This window comes from Pseudaestuariivita atlantica (genome assembly GCF_001205715.1).
In the GTDB taxonomy this organism is placed as follows: Bacteria; Pseudomonadota; Alphaproteobacteria; order Rhodobacterales; family Rhodobacteraceae; genus Pseudaestuariivita; species Pseudaestuariivita atlantica.
The window spans coordinates 552215-575968 of sequence record NZ_AQQZ01000001.1; the positions used below are offsets into that span (position 1 = coordinate 552215).

The 23754-nt window shown below is 66.6% G+C and carries 23 protein-coding genes; 13 read left to right on the plus strand and 10 right to left on the minus strand.

The genetic code is table 11. From position 1 onward, the window contains the following. Nucleotides 1-600: 600 nt before the first annotated feature. The gene (locus ATO11_RS02700) at nucleotides 601-1527 is read right to left on the minus strand and encodes a methylenetetrahydrofolate reductase (protein ID WP_050529433.1); all 927 of its coding nucleotides are present in this window, start codon (nucleotides 1525-1527) and stop codon (nucleotides 601-603) included. A gap of 26 nt (nucleotides 1528-1553) precedes the next feature. Beyond that, on the minus strand, nucleotides 1554-1850 hold the full coding sequence (locus ATO11_RS02705; protein WP_050529256.1) for a virulence factor: 297 nt from the start codon (nucleotides 1848-1850) through the stop codon (nucleotides 1554-1556). A 157-nt stretch (nucleotides 1851-2007) separates the two neighbouring features. Between ATO11_RS02705 and ATO11_RS02710 the strand changes: the two genes are divergently transcribed. The 3 genes from ATO11_RS02710 (at nucleotide 2008) to ATO11_RS02720 (ending at nucleotide 4662) form a co-directional block, all read left to right on the plus strand. Further along, nucleotides 2008-2670, plus strand: a complete 663-nt coding sequence (locus tag ATO11_RS02710) for a sulfotransferase family 2 domain-containing protein (protein WP_050529257.1) — start codon at nucleotides 2008-2010, stop codon at nucleotides 2668-2670. Between the two features lie 64 nt (nucleotides 2671-2734). Further along, nucleotides 2735-3847, plus strand: a complete 1113-nt coding sequence (locus ATO11_RS02715) for a Ppx/GppA phosphatase family protein (protein ID WP_050529258.1) — start codon at nucleotides 2735-2737, stop codon at nucleotides 3845-3847. Nucleotides 3848-3939: 92 nt separating this feature from the next. Further along, the gene (locus ATO11_RS02720; protein WP_050529259.1) at nucleotides 3940-4662 is read left to right on the plus strand and encodes an RlmE family RNA methyltransferase; all 723 of its coding nucleotides are present in this window, start codon (nucleotides 3940-3942) and stop codon (nucleotides 4660-4662) included. A 7-nt stretch (nucleotides 4663-4669) separates the two neighbouring features. Here the strand turns inward: ATO11_RS02720 and ATO11_RS02725 are convergent, their stop codons facing one another. Beyond that, nucleotides 4670-4897, minus strand: coding sequence for a hypothetical protein (locus ATO11_RS02725; protein ID WP_050529260.1), 228 nt, complete (start codon nucleotides 4895-4897; stop codon nucleotides 4670-4672). Between the two features lie 28 nt (nucleotides 4898-4925). Further along, complete coding sequence (locus ATO11_RS02730) at nucleotides 4926-5891, minus strand: GlxA family transcriptional regulator (protein ID WP_050529261.1); 966 nt, start codon at nucleotides 5889-5891, stop codon at nucleotides 4926-4928. A 74-nt stretch (nucleotides 5892-5965) separates the two neighbouring features. Between ATO11_RS02730 and bcoG the strand changes: the two genes are divergently transcribed. Genes bcoG through ATO11_RS02760 form a run of 6 tightly spaced genes read left to right on the plus strand, consistent with a single transcriptional unit; the run spans nucleotide 5966 to nucleotide 13018 of the window. After that, complete coding sequence (bcoG, locus tag ATO11_RS02735) at nucleotides 5966-6874, plus strand: 3-dehydrocarnitine:acetyl-CoA trimethylamine transferase BcoG (RefSeq protein WP_050529262.1); 909 nt, start codon at nucleotides 5966-5968, stop codon at nucleotides 6872-6874. Next, on the plus strand, nucleotides 6871-7632 hold the full coding sequence (locus tag ATO11_RS02740; RefSeq protein ID WP_050529263.1) for an SDR family oxidoreductase: 762 nt from the start codon (nucleotides 6871-6873) through the stop codon (nucleotides 7630-7632). Before bcoG ends, ATO11_RS02740 begins: the two co-directional genes overlap by 4 nt. After that, the gene (locus ATO11_RS02745) at nucleotides 7629-9047 is read left to right on the plus strand and encodes a carnitine 3-dehydrogenase (RefSeq protein ID WP_050529264.1); all 1419 of its coding nucleotides are present in this window, start codon (nucleotides 7629-7631) and stop codon (nucleotides 9045-9047) included. Before ATO11_RS02740 ends, ATO11_RS02745 begins: the two co-directional genes overlap by 4 nt. Continuing rightward, entirely contained in the window at nucleotides 9044-10204 is a 1161-nt protein-coding gene (locus ATO11_RS02750) for an acyl-CoA dehydrogenase family protein (RefSeq protein ID WP_050529265.1), read from the plus strand. Before ATO11_RS02745 ends, ATO11_RS02750 begins: the two co-directional genes overlap by 4 nt. Then, nucleotides 10201-12243, plus strand: a complete 2043-nt coding sequence (locus tag ATO11_RS02755; protein WP_050529266.1) for an acetate--CoA ligase family protein — start codon at nucleotides 10201-10203, stop codon at nucleotides 12241-12243. Before ATO11_RS02750 ends, ATO11_RS02755 begins: the two co-directional genes overlap by 4 nt. Continuing rightward, entirely contained in the window at nucleotides 12236-13018 is a 783-nt protein-coding gene (locus ATO11_RS02760; RefSeq protein WP_050529267.1) for a carnitinyl-CoA dehydratase, read from the plus strand. Before ATO11_RS02755 ends, ATO11_RS02760 begins: the two co-directional genes overlap by 8 nt. Before the next feature lie 94 nt (nucleotides 13019-13112). Here the strand turns inward: ATO11_RS02760 and mepK are convergent, their stop codons facing one another. Further along, a complete protein-coding gene (gene mepK / locus ATO11_RS02765; RefSeq protein ID WP_050529268.1) occupies nucleotides 13113-13679 on the minus strand; it encodes a peptidoglycan L,D-endopeptidase MepK in 567 nt (188 codons plus the stop codon). 355 nt (nucleotides 13680-14034) lie between these two features. Here mepK and ATO11_RS02770 point away from each other — a divergent pair, with 355 nt between their 5' ends. From ATO11_RS02770 to ATO11_RS02785, 4 genes are read left to right on the plus strand one after another with little or no spacing between them, the layout of a single operon-like run. Next, nucleotides 14035-15663 carry a L,D-transpeptidase family protein gene (locus tag ATO11_RS02770; RefSeq protein ID WP_050529269.1) on the plus strand — a complete coding sequence of 543 codons (1629 nt, stop codon included), beginning with the start codon at nucleotides 14035-14037 and terminating at the stop codon, nucleotides 15661-15663. Between the two features lie 36 nt (nucleotides 15664-15699). Beyond that, nucleotides 15700-16791 (plus strand): UDP-3-O-(3-hydroxymyristoyl)glucosamine N-acyltransferase, encoded by a 1092-nt coding sequence (gene lpxD / locus ATO11_RS02775; protein ID WP_050529270.1) that lies wholly within the window; start codon nucleotides 15700-15702, stop codon nucleotides 16789-16791. Nucleotides 16792-16822: 31 nt separating this feature from the next. Beyond that, nucleotides 16823-17080, plus strand: a complete 258-nt coding sequence (locus ATO11_RS02780; protein ID WP_050529271.1) for an acyl carrier protein — start codon at nucleotides 16823-16825, stop codon at nucleotides 17078-17080. 3 nt (nucleotides 17081-17083) lie between these two features. Next, nucleotides 17084-18292 (plus strand): beta-ketoacyl-[acyl-carrier-protein] synthase family protein, encoded by a 1209-nt coding sequence (locus ATO11_RS02785; RefSeq protein WP_050529272.1) that lies wholly within the window; start codon nucleotides 17084-17086, stop codon nucleotides 18290-18292. Between the two features lie 139 nt (nucleotides 18293-18431). On the opposite strand, the gene gluQRS is transcribed toward ATO11_RS02785, so the two are convergent. The 5 genes from gluQRS to ATO11_RS02810 form a co-directional block, all read right to left on the minus strand. After that, nucleotides 18432-19307: a tRNA glutamyl-Q(34) synthetase GluQRS gene (gluQRS, locus tag ATO11_RS02790; RefSeq protein ID WP_050529273.1), complete on the minus strand. Its 876-nt coding sequence runs from the start codon at nucleotides 19305-19307 to the stop codon at nucleotides 18432-18434. After that, complete coding sequence (locus ATO11_RS02795) at nucleotides 19304-19918, minus strand: class I SAM-dependent DNA methyltransferase (RefSeq protein WP_050529274.1); 615 nt, start codon at nucleotides 19916-19918, stop codon at nucleotides 19304-19306. The genes gluQRS and ATO11_RS02795 overlap by 4 nt, the downstream gene beginning before the upstream one ends. A 9-nt stretch (nucleotides 19919-19927) precedes the next feature. Then, on the minus strand, nucleotides 19928-21295 hold the full coding sequence (gene trmFO, locus ATO11_RS02800) for a methylenetetrahydrofolate--tRNA-(uracil(54)-C(5))-methyltransferase (FADH(2)-oxidizing) TrmFO (protein ID WP_050529275.1): 1368 nt from the start codon (nucleotides 21293-21295) through the stop codon (nucleotides 19928-19930). Between the two features lie 70 nt (nucleotides 21296-21365). Continuing rightward, nucleotides 21366-22700, minus strand: coding sequence for a cytochrome-c peroxidase (locus tag ATO11_RS02805; RefSeq protein ID WP_050529276.1), 1335 nt, complete (start codon nucleotides 22698-22700; stop codon nucleotides 21366-21368). 238 nt (nucleotides 22701-22938) lie between these two features. After that, nucleotides 22939-23724 carry an enoyl-CoA hydratase gene (locus ATO11_RS02810; RefSeq protein WP_050529277.1) on the minus strand — a complete coding sequence of 262 codons (786 nt, stop codon included), beginning with the start codon at nucleotides 23722-23724 and terminating at the stop codon, nucleotides 22939-22941. Between the last annotated feature and the right edge of the window lie 30 nt (nucleotides 23725-23754).

Genomic DNA, 23754 nt, shown 5'->3' on the forward strand with positions numbered 1-23754 from the left:
GACATAACCGCGAACGCCCGCGACGTGGAGGATCATTCGGCTCATGTTGATGATGAGGTGGGTGGGTACAGGACGTCGAGACGCGGCGTCTACGTGTTGTTTGGAGCATCATTTCGGGCGGAAGCAGGCGTCTATGGCGAAGGCGTGACAAGCAGCTGATGTGAACGGGATAGACCTGAATGATGGAATGTCGCCGTACGGCAAACATTTCATTGCCTGAGAAGGACGGCAGACCGGATGCCAATTCGACGCATCGTGTCAGCTGTTACCGCCGGGCTGCATACCCGCGCGGAATCAAGGGCGTCAGCCCGCCGCGCATCGACGGGCCGCCCCCACGGCACGTCGATTTGGCCCGGCTTGGTGCGTCGCTTGGGCGGAATGCGGGCTTGGCAGGCATAAAGTGCAGAGCCTCGATCGTTGGATCGACGTACCGCGGCCCGTCTGCAATCGTGGAGGAGGCCGCCAAGTCTTACGTGGCCGAACTCGCACATTCTGCATCAGGCCTGCGGCGGTTGCGCTGCCCATCCGGGGCCTGACCCGGAACCTCTCCGCCCGCGGGCCTGTTGGGACGGGCTGAGCAACTTTGTGGCCGATCCGCGATCAGGCTGCAGCAACCGGTTGCGTCGCCGCCCCGCCGTTCTCAATCGCCCAGTTGGCGTTCGTCTTGATCCCGCCCAATGGGAAGAAGTGGACCTGTTCGATGCCGAAATCGGGGTTGGCGGCCTTGTGGGCGGCGAGCTCTGACAGGACCTCGGTCGGCTCGTAGGGCAACAGAAGCTTGGTCACGTCCATCGCGCGTTTCTGCAGGACCTTCAGCGAGGGGCCGACGCCGCAGGCGATGGCGAACTTGATGAGCGTTTGCAGCTTGGCGGGGCCCGCGATGCCGATGTGGACGGGCAGGTCGATGCCGGCCGCCTTGAGGCCGTCGACCCATGCGATGATCGGTCCGGCCTCGAACGCGAATTGGGTGGCGAGGGCCATCTGCGCGTCGCTGCGGTTCGAGAAGTCCTGCTTCCAGCGCAGGGCCTCCATCACGTTGGCCTCACCGCCATCCGGGTCGATGTCCCGGTTGCCTTCGGGGTGGCCCGCGACGTGCAGGCGTTTGAAGCCCGCCTTGTCGAAGAGGCCCGATTCCAGCAGTTGCATGGAGGAGTGGTAGTCGCCGTGCGGGGTGGTCACGCCACCGGCCAGCAGCAGCGCCTGGTCGACACCGGCCTCACCCTGGTACCGCGCGATCCAGTCGGCCAGCGTCGCCTCGTCCTTGATGATGCGGGCGGGGAAGTGGGGCATGACGGGGAAGCCGTCGGCGGCAAGGCGTTTGGCGGTATCCACCATTTCCTCGATCGGCGTGCCCTCGATATGGGCGATGTAGACGCGGGTGCCGGGGGCCAGCAGCGCCTTGAAATCCTCGACCTTGGCGGCGGTGCGCGGCATCACCTCGATCGAGTAGCCTTGCAGGAACGCCTCCATCTCGGGGGAGGAGGTCGTCACGGGCGCGTCCTTGCGCTTGAAGTTCAAAAGGGCCATGGCAGCCTCCCTTATCCGCGTGATGTTCACGCCCATCCGTCGTTTGCAATCAGCGCCTTGATGCGCTCGGCGTCGTATTCGGTGTCAAGCCGCGTGGCTTCGCTTTCGGCAAGCTCGGCCGGGTCACCGTCCATCGCAACCGGCGCGGCCTTGCGCCACTCGGCAAGATAGGCGTCGGTGTCCTGCGCGCCAACCTTCATCGCGGCGCGGTCGATGGCCTGTTCGAACCGTTCGGGCAGTTGTTTCTTGGCACCCCGGCGGCCCTTGCCGACGATGACCTGGGCCGGAATGTCGCGCCAGTAGACGATGGTGACGTCGGGCATGTCCCGGCTCCTGTGTTCATGTTGCGGCCCTCATACGCCGGAGCCGCGCGCGGGTGTGAGACAAATTCGACATCACGCGCGACAATGGCGACAGGCGGGCTTGCGAGCGTCGCGGGACGAACGGTACCACAAGGCCCTGAGCAGGTGCGAGAGTGTCATGGTCATCACGGTGGATGCCTTCAAGATTGCCTACATGGCGCTGCCGAAGGCGGGGTGCACGTCGGTCAAGGCGGCGCTGGCGCAGATCGATCCAGCGGTGGAGATCGCGCCGGACGAACCGAACCTGATCCGCGCATGGCACACGGCCTATCCTACCACGCGGTTTCGCCCGCACCGGTGGGACGCGGTGGCCGATCACTGGCGGTTCTGCGTCGTGCGCGACCCGGTGAAGCGGCTGATGTCGGGCTACCTGGACCGGGTGGTGAAGCGGGGCGAGCTGAAGAACTCGCGCCGTCTTGCGCGCGGGGATTTCCCGCACCTGACGGACGATCCCGATCCCGATTTCTTCTTCCAGAACCTCTGGGACTATGCCGAGGCGTCATCGGTCGTGAAGCATCACGTGGCCGAGGCGTGGCTGTTCCTCGGTCCGGGGCCGATCACCGACCATTACGACCGCATCTACCGCACCGAGGAGATGCCCTACCTGGCCGAGGCGCTGGCGGCGCGGAGCCGCTTGCCGGTCTCGATCCCCAAGGCCAACAGCACCGGCGCGAAGATGACGCTGGACGATCTGAAGCCCGCGACGCGCGATGCGCTGCGGTCCTACCTTGCGGCGGAATACGCCTATTTGAAGGGCTTCTATGACAATCCGATGGGCTGACCCCTTGCGTGACGTCGGGTCGGTCCATAGGGTGAGGGTAACTTGACATCCGGAGGGCGTGACGATGGCGCCCAGGCGCTCCAAAGGTGCGGGCGCGTTCCCGAAACCGGTCGAAAGCCCTGCACCGGCCAAACCCGATCCCGCGGACCTGTACGCCGCGCTTGATCTGGGGACGAACAGTTGTCGCATGCTGATTGCCCAGCCGAAGGGCAGCCAGTTCCACGTGGTCGACAGCTTCTCGAAATCCGTACAGTTGGGATCGGGGCTGGAAAGCTCCGAACGGTTGAGCCGTGCCTCGATGAGCCGCACGGTGCACGCGATGCGCATCTGCCAGCAGAAGCTGAAGCGGCACAACGTGACGCGGATGCGGCTGGTCGCGACCGAGGCCTGCCGCCGCGCCCGCAACGCGCGCGATTTCCTGCGCTACGTGAAGCGCGAGACCGGGCTTGATCTGCAGATCATCCAGCCGGAGGAGGAAGCACGGCTTGCCGTGATCTCCTGCGCGCCGCTGGTGTCGACCAAGACCGAGCAATTGCTGGTCGTCGACATCGGTGGCGGTTCGACCGAGCTGGTCTGGATCGACCTCAGCGACGTGCCGCCGCGCGACCGCCCGAAATCGATCATGCGCCTGCATGCCGGGTTCCATTCGACCGAAAGCCCGTTTCCGGCGGCCAAGGTGGTGGACTGGATCAGCGTACCGCTGGGCGTGGCGACGCTGCGCGACCAGTTCTCGGACGTGAGCGACGACGCGGCGCGCTATGCGCTGATGTCGTGGTTTTTCGAGGAAAACCTTGCCGAATTCGCGCCTTACAAAGACGAGCAGACGCGCGAGGGGTTCCAGATCGTCGGCACCTCGGGCACCGTCACGACGGTTGCGGCCTCTCACCTCGGGCTCAAGCGCTATGACCGGACCAAGGTGGACGGGCTGCGCATGACCTCCGACCAGATCGAGGCGGTGATCCGCAACTACCTTGAACTTGGCCCCGCGGGGCGGCGGCGCGATCCGCGGATCGGGCAGGACCGGCAGGCGCTGATCATGTCGGGTGCCGCGATCCTGCAGGCGCTGCTGCGCTGCTGGCCGACGGACCGGCTGTCGGTGGCGGATCGTGGCTTGCGCGAGGGCCTGCTTTACGCGCAGATGTGCGCCGACGGCGTGCTGGAGGACGGTCCCTATTAGCAGGCAGGTCGGCTGAGGATCAGCCGACCTACGGCGCCGCGGAGATGTAGGTCGACTGCTTGCCAGCCGACCCCCTGAGACGAGACCACGAGATGGCCAAGAACACATCCGGGCGCGGGCAGCGCGATCTGAAGGTCAAGGTAAAGACCGCACGGGGGCGCAAGCTGTCCTCGACCCGCTGGCTGCAGCGGCAGTTGAACGATCCCTATGTCAAGCGCGCCAAGGCGGACGGGTATCGTGGCCGCGCGGCCTACAAGATCCTCGAACTGGACGACAAGTACCGCTTCCTCGTCCCCGGTGCGCGGGTCGTCGACCTTGGCTGTGCGCCGGGCGGCTGGTGCCAGGTCGCTGTGCCGCGCATCAACGCGCTGGGACTGAAGCCCGGCAAGGCGCAGGGTCGCATCATTGGCATCGACCTGCAGGAGGTGGAGCCCATTCCGGGGGCCGAACTGCATGTCCTCGACTTCCTCGAAGACGGGGCAGACGAGAAGGTGAAGGACTGGCTGGGCGGCCCGGCGGACGTGGTCATGTCGGACATGGCGGCGGCGTCGTCCGGGCACAAGCAGACCGACCACCTGCGCATCGTTGCGCTGTGCGAGGCGGCGGCGGAGTTCGCCATGGACGTTCTCGAACCCGGCGGCACCTTCGTCGCGAAGGTGCTGCAGGGCGGGGCGGAGGCGAGCCTTCAGACGCTTCTGAAACAGCGCTTTGCCAAGGTGGCGAACGTTAAGCCACCCGCATCGCGGTCGGACAGTTCGGAAAAGTTCGTGGTGGCGCAGGGGTTTCGCCCGCCAGAGCCGGTCGAGGACGACTAGGCGCGGGTCAGCCGAGCCAGCCGCGCAGGCGCAACGACAGGATCTGATCGGCAGGGCGATGACCCAGCGATCGCGCGGCATTGTCCTGAAACTGCCGGGCAAAACCCGTGGGCAATGGCGGGTCGGAGGGTGCAGGGCGCTGAAGCGCGGCATCCTGCTGACGGATCAACTCCATCAACCTGGCGCGGCGGCGGCGTTCGAGCGTCGCGTTGGATATGATGTCCTTCGGGGCCATGGCACGGGTGTAGCGCGCCAATACGGCCTTAATTGCGCGGCCTTTGGGCCATTTCGGGGCGGGCGCGCAACGCGCGCGGCGTCGCGCCGAACCGTGCGCGGATGGCGCGGGTGAAGGCGGTGGGTGTTTCGTACCCGCATCTGAGTGCGATTTCCGACAGGGGCAGGCGGGTCGTCGTGATCATCTGCACCCCGGCGCTGAGCCGCAGATGGCGATAGACCTGTCCGGGGCTCGCCCCCAGCCCCGCGCGGCAGCGCCGGTCGAGCGTGCGGGTGCGCAACCCCAGCCGCGCCGCGAGGTCCGCGACGGGGATGGGCGCGCCAAGGGTGCGGCGCATCTCGGCCAGCATACGGGCGAGGACCGGGTCGCGCGGCTCCCGCTGGCGGCCACGCGGGGCGGCGTCGCTGAGAAAGAGCGCCTCGATATCCAGCGTCAGGGCCGCGCCGCACACGTCCCGCACCAGGTCGAGCGTCAGGTCGTAGGCCGCCATCGCACCCGCCGAGGTCAGCCGCGCCCGGTCCCGCACGACGGGATCGTCCAGCACCGTTACGTCGAGGAACCGCTCGGCAAAGGGATCGATCAGGTCGCGGTGCAGCGTCGCGGTATGGCCCGCCAGCACCCCCGCCGCCGCCAGCAACCACGGACCTGCATCATGGCCCACGACCACCTTGGCTCGGCGAGCAGCGGCGTTCAGCAACCGGCGGGTCTGCGGCGTGTCGTGGCGCAGGTGGTCATAACTGGCCAGCACCACCATCAGGTCGACGCGCGGCATGTCGGCAAGTGCTGCATCGGGCAGGACGGGCAGTTCGGACGACGACCGCACCGCCGCGCCATCGGGGCTGTAGAATCGCCACGCAAAGACATCGCGCCCGGCCAGCGTGTTCGCCGCGCGCAGGGGTTCGAGGCAGTTGGCAAGGCACAGGTTTGAAAATCGGTCGAACAGCACGAACGCGACCGAGGTCGCCTCATCTGCCGGTTTTGTCCACTCTTGCATGGTTTCTGTCGCCTTTGGCCGCGTTTTGTCCCGTCTAGCGCACTAGGCTGGCGCACGAAACAGGGAGATGCCGCATGCCACTGACCATGAACACCGAGGTCTTCATCACCTGCGCCGTTACCGGATCGGGCGGCACGCAGGATCGCTCGCCGCACGTGCCGCGCTCTCCGAAACAGATTGCCGACAGCGCCATCGCGGCGGCCAAGGCGGGCGCGGCGATCGTGCATTGCCACGTGCGCGACCCCGAAACCGGCACGCCCGCCCGCGACCTGGCCTATTACCGCGAAGTGACCGACCGCATCCGCGACGCCGAGGTCGACATGGTCCTGAACCTGACCGCGGGCATGGGCGGCGACATCGTGTTCGGCAGCGCCAAGGCGCCGCTGCCGCTGGCCGAGGGCACCGACATGATCGGCGCCGAGGAACGGGTGGCCCATGTCGCCGAGTGCCTGCCCGAGATCTGCACGCTCGATTGCGGCACGATGAACTTTGCCGAGGCCGATTACGTGATGACCAACACGCCGGGCATGTTGCAGGCGATGGGGCGGATGATGACCGATCTGGGCGTGAAGCCCGAGATCGAGGCCTTCGATACCGGCCACCTGTGGTACGCCAAGCAGCTGGTCGAAGACGGCATCCTAGACGCGCCCGCGCTGGTGCAATTGTGCATGGGGGTGCCGTGGGGCGCGCCGGATGACCTGAATACCTTCATGGCGATGGTCAACAACGTGCCCAGCGACTGGACGTTTTCGGCCTTCTCGCTGGGGCGGCACCAGATGGCCTATGTCGCGGCGGCGGTGCTGGCGGGCGGCAACGTCCGCGTGGGGCTGGAGGACAACCTGTGGCTCGGCAAGGGGCAGCTGGCGACCAACGCGCAACTGGTCGAACGCGCGGTGGGCATCATCGAAGGCTTGGGCGCGCGGGTGATCGGCCCGGAGGAGGTGCGCACCCGTCTTGGTCTGAACAAACGAGCGCCCCGGTGACGCGCGTTCTGGTCACGGGTGGCGCTGCAGGGATCGGTCGGCGGATTGCCGAACGGTTCCTCGACACGGGCGCGCGCGTGGCGATCTGTGACGCCGATCCCGTGGCTGTCGATCAGATGAAATCGTCCCATGCCAATGTCTTGGCCGAGACAGTTGATGTGACGGACGAAGCCGGGATGGATGCCTTCCTGTCACGGGTCGAGGCGGAGTTCGGTGGGATCGACGTCGTCTGCGCCAATGCAGGCACCGGCGGGCCAGCAGGCCGGATCGAGGATCTGGATTATGAGGCGTGGCAGGATTGCGTGGCCGTCAACCTGCACGGCGCCTTCCTGACCTGCCGCTGGGCCGCGCGCGTGATGCGCAAGCAGAAACAGGGGCTTATCACGATAACCTCATCCACGTCGGGCCAATGGGGCCATCCCTACCGCTCACCCTATGCCAGCGCGAAATGGGCGCTGATCGGGCTGACCAAGACGCTTGCGATGGAGCTTGGGCCGGTGGGAGTTCGGGTGAACGCGATCTGCCCCGGCGCGGTCGAAGGCGACCGGATGGAGCGGGTGCTGGAGCGCGAGGCGCAGGCAGGCGGTCGCGACAAGGAAGAGGTGCGCGCGCAATACGTGCAGGGCGTGTCGATGCGCACATGGGTGACGGCGGACGATATCGCGGACAGCGTGCTGTTCCTTGCCTCGCCCGCCGCCTCGAAGATTTCAGGCCAGGTGCTGGCCGTGGACGGACATACGGAGACGAACGCGCCATGACGGATGCAAGACAGACCGCCGCGATCATCGGTGGCGGCGTGATCGGCGGCGGCTGGGCCGCGCGGTTCCTGCTGATGGGGTGGGACGTGCGGGTGCATGACCCCGACCCCGAGGCCGAGCGCAAGATCGGCGATGTTCTGGCAGGCGCCCGCCGCGCTTTGCCCATGCTCTACGACGTGGCTTTGCCCGACGAAGGCACGCTGACCTTCCATAACTCGGTGGGCGAGGCGGTAACCGGTGCGGCCTGGGTGCAGGAAAGCGTGCCGGAACGGCTCGACCTGAAACACCGGGTCTTCGCCGAAATCCAGTCGCATCTCGACCCCGAGGCGGTGATCGGCTCGTCGACATCGGGTTTCAAACCGTCCGAGTTGCAACAGGGGGCCAAGGACCCGACGCAAATCCTCGTGACGCACCCGTTCAACCCGGTCTACCTGCTCCCGCTGGTCGAACTGGTGCCCGGCGACACACACGATCCGCGCGCCGTGGCCTGGGCCGAAGAGGTGCTGACGGGGCTCGGCATGGCGCCCTTGCGGGTTCGGGCCGAGATCGATGCGCATATCGCCGACCGATTCCTCGAAGCCGTCTGGCGAGAGGCGCTGTGGCTCATCAAGGACGGGATCGCCACAACGGCAGAGATCGACGAGGCGATCCGCATGGGGTTCGGTCTCAGATGGGCGCAGATGGGGTTGTTCGAAACCTACCGCATCGCAGGCGGCGAGGCGGGCATGCGCCATTTCATCGAACAGTTCGGCCCGGCGCTGGCATGGCCGTGGACCAAGCTGATGGATGTGCCCGAGCTGGACGACGCGCTGATCGACCGGATCGCGGCGCAGTCGGACGCGCAATCGGGCCATTTGTCGATCCGGGAGCTTGAGCGGCTGCGCGATGACAATCTCGTCGCCATGCTGCGCGCCCTGCGGCAGCAGGGGTCGGCGGCGGGCGCGCATCTGAACGCGCACGAGGCGCAGATCGCGCCCGCGATCGCCGATGCCTCGCCCCTTGTCACGGTGCGCCGGACGGTGCCGGTCGACTGGACGGATTACAACGGCCACATGAACGAAGGCCGGTACGGGCAGGTCTTTTCCGACGCCGCCGATTTCGTGATGCGCCTTGTGGGCGCGGACGCCGATTATATCGCGTCGGGGCTGAGTTATTTCACGGTCGAGACGACGGTGAAGTACCTTGCCGAAACCCATGCCGGTGCGCCGTTTCACGTGGTCACGCAGGTGCTGGAAGGCGCGGGCAAGAAGCTGAAGCTTTATCACGAGATGCGGGGCGAAGACGGCACCGTGCAGGCCACCTGCGAGCAGATGCTGATCCATGTCAGCCTTGAGACGCGGCGCAGTTGCCCGCCGCGCGCCGATGTTGAGAAAAAGGTCGAAGAGCTGGCCGCAAGTCACGGAGCGGGCGCATGAATTTCGGATTGAGTGACGAGCAGGAGATGATCGTCTCCACCGTGCGGAGCTTTGTCGAGAACGAGATTTACCCGCACGAGGACCTGGTGGAGCGGACCGGTGAAGTGCCGTCCGACCTCGCGCAGGAGATCAAGCGCAAGACGCTCGATCTGGGGTTCTATGCCTGCAATTTCCCCGAAGAGGTCGGCGGCGCGGGGCTGAACCACCTTGATTTCGCGCTGGTCGAACGGGAGCTGGGGCGCGGGTCGATGGCGCTGACGCATTTCTTTGGCCGTCCGCAGAACATCCTGATGGCCTGCGAGGGCGAGCAGCGGGAGAAGTACCTGCTGCCCGCCGTGCGGGGCGAGCGGATGGACGCGCTTGCCATGACCGAGCCCGAGGCCGGATCGGACGTGCGCGGGATGCGCTGCACGGCGGTGCGGGATGGCGGCGACTGGGTGGTGAACGGGACCAAGCATTTCATCTCGGGCGCCGACCACGCGGATTTCTTCATCGTCTTCATCGCAACCGGCGTGGACGAGACGCCGAAGGGCCCGAAGAAACGCATCACGGCCTTCCTTGTCGACCGGGGCCATCCGGGGTTCGAGGTGCGGGATGGGTACCAGTCGGTCTCTCACCGGGGCTACAAGAACTGCGTGCTGGAGTTCACCGATTGCCGGTTGCCCGACGCGCAGGTTCTGGGCGAGGTCGATGGCGGGTTCGACGTGATGAACACGTGGCTTTACGCCACGCGGATCACGGTGGCGACGATGTCGGTGGGCCGCGCGCGGCGCTGTTTCGACTATGCGCTCGACTACGCCGCCGAGCGCAAGCAGTTCGGCCAGCAGATCGGCAAGTTCCAGGGCGTGAGCTTCCAGATCGCCGACATGATCACCGAGATCGACGCGGCCGATTACCTGACGCTCGCCTCGGCGTGGCGGCTCGATCAGGGGCTTGATGCCAATCGCGAAATCGCATCGGCCAAGGTCTATGCGACCGAGATGCTGGCACATGTCACCGACGCGACCTTGCAGATCTTCGGGGGCATGGGCCTAATGTCGGACTTCCCGATCGAACGGTTCTGGCGCGATGCGCGGGTCGAACGGATTTGGGACGGGACCTCGGAAATCCAGCGGCACATCATCTCGCGCAGTCTGCTGCGTCCGCTGGGCGCATGACCGACGGGCTGCGCCGGTTGCTGGCGCCGCGATCCATCGCGGTTGTGGGGGGTGGCGCGTGGTGTCGGAACGTGATCCGCGCGGCGACCGAGTTCGGGTTCGACGGGCCGATCTGGCCGGTGCATCCGACGCGGACCGAGGTGGCGGGCCTGCCCGCCGTGCCCGGCGTCGATGCCTTGCCTGATGCGCCCGATGCGGCCTTCGTGGGTGTGAACCATGCCGCCACGCTTGACGTGATCGCGGCGCTGGATGCGCGCGGGGCAGGGGGTGCCGTGGCCTTTGCCAGCGGGTTCGGCGAGGTCGAGGACGCGGATGCGGGTGACCGGCAGGCGCGGCTGGTCGAGGTTGCGGGTGAGATGCCCGTGATCGGGCCGAATTGCTATGGTTTCGTCAACGCGCTGGATCGAGCGGCGCTCTGGCCGGACCAGCACGGGCTGGTACCCGTGGCGCGCGGCGTCGCCATCGTGACGCAATCGTCGAACATCGCGATCAACATGACGATGCAGCGTCGCGGTCTGCCCATCGCCGCGATCGTGACGGCGGGCAATCAGGCGCAGCTGGGGCTGGCCGACCTGGGAGAAGCGCTTTTGCGCGATGACCGGATCACGGCGCTTGGCCTGCATATCGAAGGCGTCGGCGACCTTCGCGCGTTCGAGAGGATGGCGGCAACGGCCCGCGCCCTTGGCAAGCCGGTCGTGGTGCTGAAAGCGGGACGGTCGGCAGCGGCGCGGGAAGCGACGCTGTCGCACACGGCATCCCTTGCGGGCAGCAGCGCCGGGGCCTCGGCGCTCTTTCGGCGGCTGGGCTGCGTGGAGACCGAAGGGATTGCGGCCTTCCTTGAGACGCTCAAATTTCTGCACGTAACCGGGCCACTCAAGGGCGGGCGCCTCGCGTCGATGTCCTGTTCCGGGGGCGAGGCGTCGCTGATCGCGGATGCGGTGGAGGGATTGCCGGGGCTCGACTGGGCTCCGATGACGGAGGCGCAGCGCACGGGGCTGGCAGAGGCGCTTGGCCCCAGGGTGACGCTCGCCAACCCGCTGGATTATCACACGTATATCTGGAACGACGTGCCCGCGATGACCCGCGCCTACGCGGCGATGCTGGCCGGGCCGCAGGACCTGACGCTGATCGTGGCGGATTTCCCGCGCGCGGATCGCTGCGATCCCGCCGACTGGGCCTGCATCGTCGACGCCGCGCGGGACGCTCAGGCAAAGGCGGGCGGGCGGCTGGCGCTGATCGCAAGCCTGCCTGACACGATGCCCGAGGACGTGGTGGCCGCGCTTGCGCCGCACGGAATCGCCTGCCTGTCGGGGCTGACCGAGGGGTTGGAGGCGGTGCGGCTGGCGGCCACGCCCGGCCCTGCCACGACGCCTGATCCGGTGCTGTTGGCAACCGAACCGCGTGATCCGGTGCGGGTCGAGGAGGGCACGGCGAAGGACTGGCTGGCCGCGCACGGCGTGCCGGTGCCCCGGCGCGCGCGGGCCCGCGATGCTGCCGAAATTGCCGATGCGGCGCGGGCGCTGACCGTGCCGCTGGTCCTGAAAGGCGAGGGCGTGGCGCATAAATCCGAGGCAGGGGCGGTGCGGCTGGGGCTGACGTCGCCCGACGCAGTGCGCGCGGCGGCGGAAGAAATGGCGGCTCCGGGGTTTCTGGTCGAGGAGCAGATTGAAGGCGGCGTGGCCGAGATCCTCGTGGGCGTGGTGCGCGACCCCGCGCACGGGTTCGTCCTGACGCTGGGCGCGGGCGGTGTGCTGACCGAGATGTTGCGCGATACGGTGTCAATGCTGGTCCCGGCCTCGCGTGCCGAGGTCGAACAGGGGCTGAACGGCTTGCGCGTCGCCACGCTGCTTGACGGATATCGCGGGCGGCCCGCGGGGGCGAAGGCGGCGCTGCTCGACCTGGTGATGGCGGTGCAGGCCGCGGTCATTGCCGACGCGGCCCGTTTGAACGAAGTTGAGATCAACCCGGTGATCGTGACGCCCGACCGCGCGGTCGCGGTGGATGCGCTGATCGAAAGAGGAGACATGCGCGATGAGTGACGCCCTGAAGGTGACCCGGAACGGTGCAATCCTGGAAGTGGTGCTGGACCGGCCCAAGGCCAATGCCATCGACCTGCAGACAAGCCGTGCCATGGGCGAGGTCTTTCGTGACTTCCGCGACGATCCCGATCTGCGGGTCGCGATCATCACCGGCGGGGGAGAGAAGTTCTTTTGCGCCGGGTGGGACCTGAAGGCGGCGGCGGACGGGGACGCGGTCGACGGCGATTACGGCGTCGGCGGGTTCGGCGGCTTGCAGGAGATGCGGGCGATGAACAAGCCGGTGATCGCGGCGATCAACGGCATCTGCTGTGGCGGCGGGCTGGAGCTGGCCTTGTCAGCCGACATCCTGATCGCGGCGGATCATGCGAGTTTCGCCCTGCCCGAAATCCGGTCGGGCACCGTGGCGGACGCGGCGAGCGTCAAGCTGCCCAAGCGCATCCCCTACCACATCGCGATGGAGATGCTGCTGACGGGGCGCTGGATCGACGCGGAAGAGGCGGCGCGCTGGGGCATGATCAACCGCATCGTGCCGGCGGCGTCGCTGATGGACGAGGTGCGGCAGACGGCGGAGTTGCTCGCATCCGGTCCGCCGCTTGTCTACGCCGCGATCAAGGAGATCGTGCGCGAGGCCGAGGCGATGACGTTCCAGGACGCGATGAACCGGATCACGCAGCGCCAGTTCGGCACCGTCGATCACCTCTATGCGTCCGAAGACCAGCTGGAAGGCGCGCGCGCCTTCGCCGAAAAGCGCGATCCGGTCTGGAAGGGGCGGTGATCTGCTGCGCGGCCATTCGTTAAAATCGTCATAACAAAATCGCCCGCGCGAGGCGGGCGTGTGGTAGAAGATGGTCAGTGGATATGGGTCCCGGTTACCGGCCCCAGGCGCGAACCGGACCGCAATCCATGTGCACGAAGTTCGACTTGGAATACCGGCCGACGCCGCCGCCGTTGCAGGCACCCGCGGCGCGCGCGATCTGGCCGACGGAGCGGGAGTTGAGCCGGATATCCGCGGCCTGTCCGACCATGTGCAGCGAATTCTTGGCCACGCCGCGCGAACGCGCCCGGAGCATCGCGTTGGTCTGCGGGCTGCGGTAGCCCGACAGGAGCATGTAGGGTTCGTTCACGTCCATGAGGTTGTGTGCGGCGGCCAGGATGTCGACGGTGCGCAGGTCGATCGTCTTGACCTGGTTGGTGCGCCAGTCGCGCATGAAGCGGTTCACCTCGGACACGGCGTCCTTGATGTAGTCGCCTTCGACCCAATAGATCATATCGATCCGCTCGCCCGTCCGGCCGGACATCATCCGGATGCGGCGGATGTCGCCGGAGCCGCGCAGGAAACCTGCTGCGTTGGTGTAGGTCGGCGCTGCGGTGACCAGGGTTGCGGCAAACGCACCCAATACCCCGCGGCGCGTGAAGCCGCCGTTTGATTTCGTCATGTCTTGCGAGCCTCGTCGCTTGCCTGGTGCCAGGTGTTTCCCCGGCTTCTGCCATCTCATCCCCAGATGCCTCGCGTGTATGGCACAGGACGAATCTTATACCAAGCGAGAATCCGGGCTATTTTTAGGGATCAAGGGTAATCGGCAGAAATATGCTCAAATTATGGCGATCGTGGCGTGAGGGTGATATTTCTGCGCCATTGTCGCCGAAATGTTGCGGTGCAGGGCGGGTGCGGGCAGATGTGATTGGACAAAACGGGCCCGTCGCGGGACATATCATGCGGTAGAGGTGCCCGTTTGGCACGAGGTATGGTGTTCGAGTGGGACAAAAGGGATGCGGACATTGATTTTGACAATGAATTCTCAGGGCGGCGCGCGTGCCGCGATCTTCCGGGTGGTGGCGGTCTGCGCCATGGCCGTGGTTTTGCACCTTGTCAGCATCGCGCCCGCCAGCGCGCAGGTGACGGCCTTCAAACAGGCAATCGCCGAGGCGGCCGCGAAGGACAAGGACCTCGCCGCGTTTTACAAGGCCAACAAGTTCAAACCGATCTGGGTGGGGCGCACCGGCAAGGACCGTTCCCGCCGCGAGGCGTTCATCAAGGCGGTGCGCGCGGCGCCCATGCACGGGTTGCCCGCACCGAAATACGCGATCGACGACCTCGTGGCGCGGATGAAATCGGTCAAGGGCGCGGAAGCGCGGGCGCAGCTTGAAGTCGACATCTCCACCACGTTCCTCGAATATGCGACCGACATGCAGACCGGCGCGGTCGATCCGCGCCGGATCGACCCGGTCTTCATGGTGCGGCAGGTGCCGTACCGGTCGCGCGTGTCCTACCTGACCAACCTCGTGAAATCGTCGCCGCGCGGGTTCTTCAAGGCGCTGGCGCCCCGGTCAGAGGAATATGCACGCCTGATGAAGGCCAAGCTGACCTATGAAAAGGCGCTGGCGCGCGGGGGCTGGGGCCCCAAGGTACCGGCCAAGTCGCTCAAACCCGGCGCGTCGGGCGCGCCGGTCGTGGCATTGCGCAACCGGCTGGTGGCGATGGGGTACATGAAGCGCAGCTCGTCCGCCTCGTATGACGGGGCGCTGGCGGCGGGTGTGCAGCAGTTCCAGCTGGCGCACGGGCTGACCCCCGATGGCGTCGCGGGCGCAGGCACGATGATCGAGATCAATACCGGCATGGACAAGCGGTTGCAGTCCATCATCGTGGCGATGGAGCGCGAACGTTGGATGAACATCCCCGAAGGCCGCGGCAAGCGTCACGTGCTGGTCAACATCCCCGATTTCACCGCCAAGATCATGGATAACGGCAAGGTCACCTTCGAAACCATCACGGTGGTGGGCAAGAACGACCCCGACCGGGAAACGCCCGAATTCTCGGACGTGATGGAATTCATGGTCATCAACCCGTCGTGGTACGTGCCGCGGTCGATCGCGACCAAGGAATACCTGCCGCTCCTGCGCCGCAACTCGGGTGCGGTGCGGCATCTGGAAATCACCGACAGCCGGGGGCGGGTGGTCAACCGGGGCGCCGTGAATTTCGCGCAATATAACGAGCGCAACTTCCCGTTCAACATGCGCCAGCCTCCCAGCCGCCGCAACGCGCTGGGGCTGGTGAAGTTCATGTTCCCCAACAAGCACAACATCTACCTGCATGACACGCCGGCCAAGAACCTGTTCGACCGCGAACGCCGGGATTTCAGCCATGGCTGCGTGCGGCTCGGCAAGCCGTTCGACTTTGCCTATGCGTTGTTGGCCCGGCAGGAAAGCAACCCCGAGGCCTATTTCCAGTCGGTCCTGAACACCGGGTCCGAGACACGGGTGAACCTGAAACAGGACGTGCCGGTGCACATCATCTACCGCACGGCCTATACCACTCCGAAGGGGCAGATGCAGTTCCGGCGCGATGTCTACAATCGTGACAGGAAGATCTTCGCCGCGCTGAGCCGCGCCGGGGTTTCGCTGCGCGCGGTTCAGGGGTAAGGCTCGGGGCCAGACCGCAAGAACGGGATGGCCCCCATGCGCACCACATTGGCAGACATCGCGGCGGCGCTGCGGGTTGATCCCCTTGGCGACGCCGATCTTGTCATCACCGGCATCACCGAACCCGCCGATGCGGGTCCCGAGGACCTCGCTCTGGCGATGCAGCCTGCCTATATCGACGATCTTGCCAAGGGTGGCGCGGTGGCAGCGCTGCTGCCGGCGGGCACGGACTGGCAGGCGCTTGGCCTGAAGGGCGCGATCTGTCCCGACCGGCCGCGTTATGCGCTGGCCGGGGCGTCGGCCATGATGGATGCGGGCGAAGGCTACCCCGCCGGTCTGCACCCGACCGCTTTCATCGACCCGTCGGCACAGCTGGGTGACGGGGTGAGCGTGGGGCCGCTGGCGGTGATCGGCGCGGGCGCGCAGATCGGCGCCAATTCGGTGATCGGGCCGCAGGTGCATGTCGGCGCGCAGGCGCAGCTGGGCCAGCGCGCGCTGCTGCGCGAAGGCGTGCGGATCGGCGCGCGGGTCGTGATCGGCGACAACTTCATCGCGCAACCTGGCGCGGTCGTGGGCGGCGACGGGTTCTCGTTCGTCACGCCCGAGAAATCCACCGCCGAGGACGTGCGCGAGACGCTGGGCGATACCGTCACCGCCGAAGGGCAGGCCTGGGCCCGCATCCATTCGCTGGGGGGCGTACTGGTGGGCGACGATGTCGAGATCGGCGCGAATTCCTGCATCGACCGGGGCACCGTGCGCCCGACCCGCGTGGGCGATGGCTGCAAGATCGACAACCTTGTCCAGATCGGCCACAACGTCGTGCTGGGCCGCAACTGCCTTGTCTGTGCGGGCGCGGGGATCGCGGGATCATCGCGGCTGGGCGACAACGTGGTGGTCGCGGGCATGGCGGGCGTGGCCGACAACATCTCCGTGGGCGACAACGTGGTGATTGCCGCGGCCTCTGCCGTTCTGTCGAACGTGCCCGCTGGACGGGCCGTCATGGGCTATCCGGCGGTGAAGATGGAAACCAACGTCGCGGCCTACAAGGCCTCGCGCCGCCTGCCGCGCCTGCTGGCGGATGTCGCAAGTCTCAAAAAGGCGGTTTTCAAAGACGGCGGGACTGACTAAATCCTCGGCAGAGAAGAAATCGGGGACGAGCATGACCGTTAAGGACAAGGTGATCGCGATCATCGCGGAGCAGGCGGTTCTTGAACCTTCGGATATCAGCGAGGACCAGACGCTGGAGGATCTGGGCATCGACAGCCTCGGGCTGGTCGAGGCGATCTTCGCCATCGAGGAAGCCTTCGACATCCAGGTGCCCTTCAACGCCAACGAGCCAGAGAAAAGCGGGTTCGATATCTCCTCTGTCCGGTCGATCATCGGCGAGGTCGAGGCTCTGGTGAAGGCGCAGGCCTAAGCGATGCGGCGGGTCGTCATCACGGGCGCGGGAACGATCAACGCGCTGGGTCACTCGGTGCCCGCCACGCTGGAAGCGATGCGCGAGGGGCGCTGCGGGATCGGCGAGCTGGACATCCGCGACGTCGACCGGCTGTCGATCCGGATCGGTGGGCAGGTGCACGATTTCCACGCCGAGGAGGTGTTCAACCGCCAGCAGATCGCGCTCTATGACCGGTTCACCCAGTTCACGCTGATCGCCGCGCGCGAGGCGGTGGCGCAGGCGGGGATCGAGTTTTCCGGCGAGCTGGCCGCGCGGGCAGGCGTGGTGCTGGGCAATTCGGGCGGCGGGATGAACACGCTCGATGCCAATTACCGCACCGTCTACGAGGACGGGAAGAACCGGGTGCACCCGTTCGTGGTGCCCAAGCTGATGAACAATGCCGCCGCCGGGCACGTGTCGATGGAGTTCAACCTGAAGGGGCCGTCCTTCACGGTGTCGACGGCCTGCGCCTCGTCCAACCACGCCATGGCGCAGGCTTTCGCGATGATCCGGTCGGGCATGTCGGACGCGATGGTCACGGGCGGGTCGGAATCGATGCTGTGCTTTGGTGGCGTGAAGGCATGGGAAGGGTTGCGGGTCATGTCGAAGGACGCCTGCCGCCCGTTTTCGGCCAACCGCAACGGGATGGTGCAGGGCGAAGGCGCGGGGGTTTTCGTGTTCGAGGAATTCGAACATGCCCGCGCGCGCGGGGCCGAGGTCCTGGCCGAGGTGATCGGGTTCGCCATGTCCTCGGACGCCGCCGATATCGTGATGCCGTCGAAACAGGGCGCGGCGCGGGCGATTGCCGGGGCGCTGAAGGATGCGCGGGTCGATGCCCGCGACGTGCAGTATATCAACGCCCATGGCACCGGCACGGCGGCCAATGACAAGACCGAATGCGCGGCGGTGGCGGACGTGTTCGGGCCGCAGGCGGATGCGCTGATGATCTCCTCGACCAAGTCGATGCATGGGCATTGCATCGGGGGGACCGGCGCGGTGGAGCTTCTGGCCTGCATCATGGCGCTGCGCGACGGCGTGGTGGCGCCCACGATCGGCTATGAAGAGCCCGACCCGGAATGCGCGCTGGACGTGGTCCCGAACGAGGCGCGCGATGCGCGGGTCGAGGTCGCGCTGTCCAACGCCTTTGCCTTCGGCGGCATGAACGCGGTGCTCGCCCTGCGCCGGGTGTGACGGGTGAAGATCACCCGTCCTACGCTATTTTTGTCAGGGGATGATGGGTGAAGATCACCCATCCTACCGGCTTTCGCAGTGCCTTGAGGATCATGTGGTGCGCTGGCCGTGAGGGCGGGAGCCTCCGGCGGACATATTTTCAAAGAGAAGAAGGGGCGAGGCCCGCGAGATGGCGGATGTCGTCCGGGGTGCGGCCTTCGCTGCGGTAGGTTGCGAGGCTGCGGGCGTCGTCGCGTTTGGCCAGCCGTTTGCCGGTCTCGTCCCGGACGAGGCGGTGGTGGTGGTAGGTGGGCGTTGGCAGGGAGAGCAGGACCTGCAGGACGACGTGGATCCATGTGGCGTCGAAGAGGTCCTCGCCGCGGGTGACGTGGGTGATCTGTTGCGCGGCGTCGTCGAGGATGACGGAGAGGTGGTAGGAGCCGAGGAAGTCCTTGCGTGACAGGACGATGTCTCCGACCTGCGAGAGGAGCACGTCGGCGCTGCGGGTCATGGTGCGGGGGGTGCCGTTGGCGGGCGTGCCGGTTTCGGTGAAGGTGTAGCGCGGGTGGTGGAGAGCCGCGCCGAGGTCGAGGCGGAGGGCGGCCTCCGTGGGTATGGGGCCGGTGCGCGGGGAGAGGTCGCGGCAGGTGCCGGGATAGATGACGCCATCGGGGCCCATGGGCGGGTCGGCGCCTTCCTGCGGGGCAGAGAGCGCGGTGGCGATGTCGCGGCGGGTGCAGGTGCAGGGGTAGAGCAGTCCCTGTTGCCAGAGCGTGTCGAGGGCGGCGCGGTAGGCGTCGAGCCGGTCGGTCTGACGCATGACGGGGCCGTCCCATGTAAGGCCGAGCCATGCGAGGTCGTCGAGGATCTGCGTGTCCCATTGGGGGCGGGAGCGGGTGGTGTCGATATCCTCGATCCGCAGGAGGAACCGGCCGCCCGAGGCGCGGGCCATGTCGTGGGCGATGAAGGCCGAGAAGGCGTGGCCGAGATGCAGGGGGCCGGTGGGAGAAGGCGCGAAGCGGGTGACGCAGGTCACAGACGTTTCAGGACGTAGACGTTCGATTTCATGTCCCGGCCGGGCAGGTGGTCGCCGTATTCCTTGAACAACAGTTCGACCGATCCGTCGGCGATGCGGGCGTTGAGGCGGCCTTCGAAGCTCGGGTCCGCGAGCGTGTGGTCGTTGAAGGAGAAGACCAGCAGCGCCTCGGGGTCGAGTGCGTCGATCAACTGGTCCAGCACCTCGACCGGGGCGGCGCCCGATCCGATGACGCCGATGGCGGCGACGGCGTGGTAGTCGCCGGGGGCGAAGGGCACGCCGTTTGCCGGGTCGTAATGGTGCAGGTTGCGGTAGAGGCCGGGCTTGGCGCGGGCGACGTCCAGCATCTCGGCCGAGATGTCGCAGCCGTCGATCATGGTGAATCCGGCGGTGGCCAGCGCAAGGCCGGACAGCCCCGTGCCGCAGCCGAAATCGAGGATCGGCAGGTCGGCGCGGTCCATGTGGGCAAGCAGGGCCTCGGCACAGCGGCCGGGCGTGGCATAGCCGTTATCGGCGACCTCGGCCTCGTAGGTCGCGGCCCAGGCATCGTACATGTCGCGCGTGTCATCGACGCCGTCGAGGCCATAGGCCTTGTCGAGAAAACCGGTCATGGCGCCACGCTAGGCCGCGGGTGCGTCCGCGTCCAGTGTCGACTGCGCGAGCCAGCCCTGCCATGCCGCCTTGGCGCGGTCGGTATAGGCCTTGTAGCGGTCCTTGCGGCCCCGGCGCCCGCCACGCACGCCGTCGAGCGGGCGGAAGAGGCCGAAATTCACGTTCATGGGCTGGAAGGTCTTTGCTTCGGCCCCGCCGGTGATGTGGTGGATGAGCGCGCCCATGGCGCTGTCCTGCGGCACGTCGGGCAGGGGCTGGCCAAGGATTTGCGCGGCGGCCATGCGGCCCGCGATAAGGCCCATCGCGGCGCTTTCCACGTAGCCTTCGACGCCGGTGATCTGGCCCGCGAAGCGGATATGGGGATGGGCGCGCCAGCGCATCTGGCGGTCGAGCAGGGTGGGCGAGTTGAGGAAGGTGTTGCGGTGGATGCCGCCAAGCCGGGCGAAACGCGCCTCTTCAAGCCCCGGTATCATGCGGAAGACGTCGGTTTGCGCGCCGTATTTCATCTTGGTCTGGAAACCGACGATGTTGAAGAGCGTCCCCAGCGCGTTGTCGCGGCGCAGTTGCACCACGGCGTGGGGCTTGATGTCGGGGGCGTGGGGGTTGGTCAGGCCCACGGGTTTCATCGGCCCGTGGCGCAGGGTTTCGCGGCCGCGTTCGGCCATGACCTCGATCGGCAGGCAGCCGTCGAAATAGCCCGCGGTTTCGCCTTCGTGGAACTCGGTCTTGTCGGCGGCGAGGAGCGCGTCGATGAAGGCCTCGTACTGCGCCTTGTCCATCGGGCAGTTGAGGTAGGCGGTGCGCTCTTCCTCGGTCTCGCCCTTGTCGTAGCGCGACTGCATCCACGCCTTCGACATGTCGATCGAGTCGGCGTGCACGATCGGGGCGATGGCGTCGAAGAAGGCGAGCGCCTCGGACCCCGTTTCGCGCTGGATTGCCTGCCCGAGGGCGGCGGAGGTGAGCGGGCCGGTGGAGATGATCCAGTGGCCGTCCGCGGGGATGTCGGTGATTTCCGCATCGCGGCGGGTGATGCGGGGATGCGCCATGAGGGCGGCGGTGACCGAGGCGGCGAAGGGATCACGGTCGACCGCGAGCGCACCACCGGCAGGCAGGCGGTGGCGGTCGGCGGTGGCCATGACGAGGCCGTCTGCGGCGCGCATTTCCCAGTGCAGCAGGCCGACGGCGTTCTGTTCGTCGTCATCCGAGCGGAAGGAGTTGGAGCAGACCATTTCGGCGAGGTCACCGGTCTGGTGAGCGAAGGTGCCGACGCGGGGGCGCATTTCGTGGATCACCACGTCGACGCCCGCCTGCGCGGCCTGCCAGGCGGCCTCGGAGCCTGCCAGCCCGCCGCCCACGATGTTGAGAACCTCTGCCATAGAGGGGCATGTAGCGGTGCGCGGCCCCGTTGGAAAGGGGCCGCTCATCCGCCCTGGTGGGCGGCCTCGCTTATGGCTGGTCCTGCGGCATGTCGATATCGAGGCCCGAGGGCACGGTGACCGGGATGCCCAGCCGCCCGGTGAGCGCCACCGGATCGGTCAGCGCGTCGAGGAAGGCGAGGAGGTCGTCGACCTCGGCATCGTTCAGCGGCACGGGGTTGATCGACATCGCCGTGGCGATGCGGAACGTCTCCCCGGTGGTATCAAGCGCCACCCAGTCGTCGGTGATCGAGGGCACGTCGTGCAGCAGGACCTGCGCGCGGTCGAAATTGCCCAGCGATTGCAGCGGGTTCAGGTGGTGCCGGACCATGGCTTCGAGCGTCGTGAAGGCGCCATTATGGCCGTAAGGCGCGGTCAGGGTCACGTTGCGCAGCATCGGCGTGCGGAAACTATAGATGTCCTCGTAGGCGCCCGAGGTGCGCATGTGGCCTTCGTCGGCATGCGGGAAGTCGGCGTTTTCCTTCTTGCCCGGTCCGAATTGCGGCAGGGCGAGCGCGTGCATCTCGAAATCCGACATCAGCGGACCGGAATGGCAGGAGGAACATTCGGCCTTGCCGTAGAACAGCTCCATCCCGCGCATCTGCGCGGCGTCGAGCGCGTCGTCATCGCCGCGCAGGTAGCGGTCGAACGGCGTGTTGGCGGCGCGGAATTCGTACATGATGAAGGAGGACAGGGCGATGCCGATATGGCTGATATGCAGGGGTTCATCGGCACCGATCAGCCAGTCGAAGGCGTTGCGGTAATCATCGATCCCCTCGATCTCCTTGGCGATCAGATCCCATGCGCCGCCCGGCCCGGTCAGGCGGTTGCGCGCCACCGCGCGGCCCACCGGGTTCTCGTCGGGCTGGCCGGCCATTTCCTCCACGTTCAGGAGCGGCAGCAGGTTCTGCGCCGACAGCATCGTGGGCATCCGGCGTTCCAGTTCGTTGCCCTTGGGCAGGCGGATGCCGAACGGCGCGCTGCGATCGCGGAACATGCGGCCATCGTGGAAGAAGACGTCGAAATCGCGCGCGCCGAGGTTGAAGAGCGGCGGCGCGTTGCGCGGCACGCGTTCCAGCGGGATGTTGGTCTCCCCCGCGACCCGTTGCAGGCCAAGCCCGATGCCGCCTTCGCCAAGCGGCAGCGCCATGCCGTCACCGGTCCCGAGAGCGGGGTGGTGACAGGTGGCGCAGGAGATGTTGTCGTTGCCCGAAAGGGCCTTGTCGAAGAACAGGTTTCGCCCGATCGCGGCCCATTCGATGTTCACGTCGAAGAAATCGGACGGGTCCAGCGCGCGCGGCAATTCGTCGGCCGACAGCGTGGTCGCGGCAAAGGACAGAGCAATAAACGTAGGAATGCGCTTCATCAGAGCCCCCTCAATGAATGGCATTTTCACAAATATGTGAACAGCTTGGCCGATCCCTTGCCCGCACCCCAAGACCACGATGCGCGACAGATCGTTTCCAGATCAAAAACAATCCGATGGTAGAGCGTTTTCAGGCGCTTATCGGCGACAATTCATGTGAAACAGGAGGTCGTCCGCGGCGCTTTTGTTGCGCTGGCGGAGACAATTAACCAAGGAACAGGGAAATTGTTGACGCGGCCTAGCGCGACCAGTCCGGCGGGCGTTTTTCAAGGAAGGCGGCCATGCCTTCCTCGGTATCGCGCAACCGCAGGTTTTCGACCATCACGTCGCCGGTAAAGGCATAGGCGTCGGCAAGGGACATTTCGATCTGGTCGTAAAAGGCGCGCTTGCCTATCGACACGGCGGCGGCAAGCTTGTCGGCGATGCTCGCGGCCAGGTGCTGCGCGGCGTCGTCCAGCTCGTCCCGCGCGACCACGCGGTTGACGAGGCCAAGCTCCTGCGCGCGGGCGGCGTCTATGAACTCGCCGGTCGTCAGCATCTCGAACGCCTGCTTGCGCGGCACGTTGCGGCTGAGCGCGACCATGGGGGTCGAGCAGAAAAGGCCGATTTTGACGCCGTTCACGCCGAACCGCGTGTCCGAGGCCGCAACGGCAAGGTCACAGGTGGCGACAAGCTGGCAGCCCGCGGCGGTGGCGATGCCGTGGACTTGCGCGATGACCGGTTGGGGCAGGGCGCGGATCGCCAGCATGACCTGCGTGCAGCGGTCGAACAGGTCCTTGAAATAGGCCGCGCCGCCATCCTCGGCCTGCCGCCCCGCCTGCATCTGCCGCAGGTCATGGCCCGCGCAGAACGCCTTGCCCGCGCCTTTCAGCACCACGGCGCGCGTGTCGCGGTCGTCTTCAAGCCCGGCCAGCGTTTCCGACAGGGCGGCCAGCATCTCGTCCGACAGCGCGTTCAGACGCTCGGGCGCGTTCAGCGTGAGCGTCGCGATCCCGCCTGCATCTTCCCTCTCTAGCAAAGCCATCTTGTCCTCCCCGGATTTGCGCGACAGGTT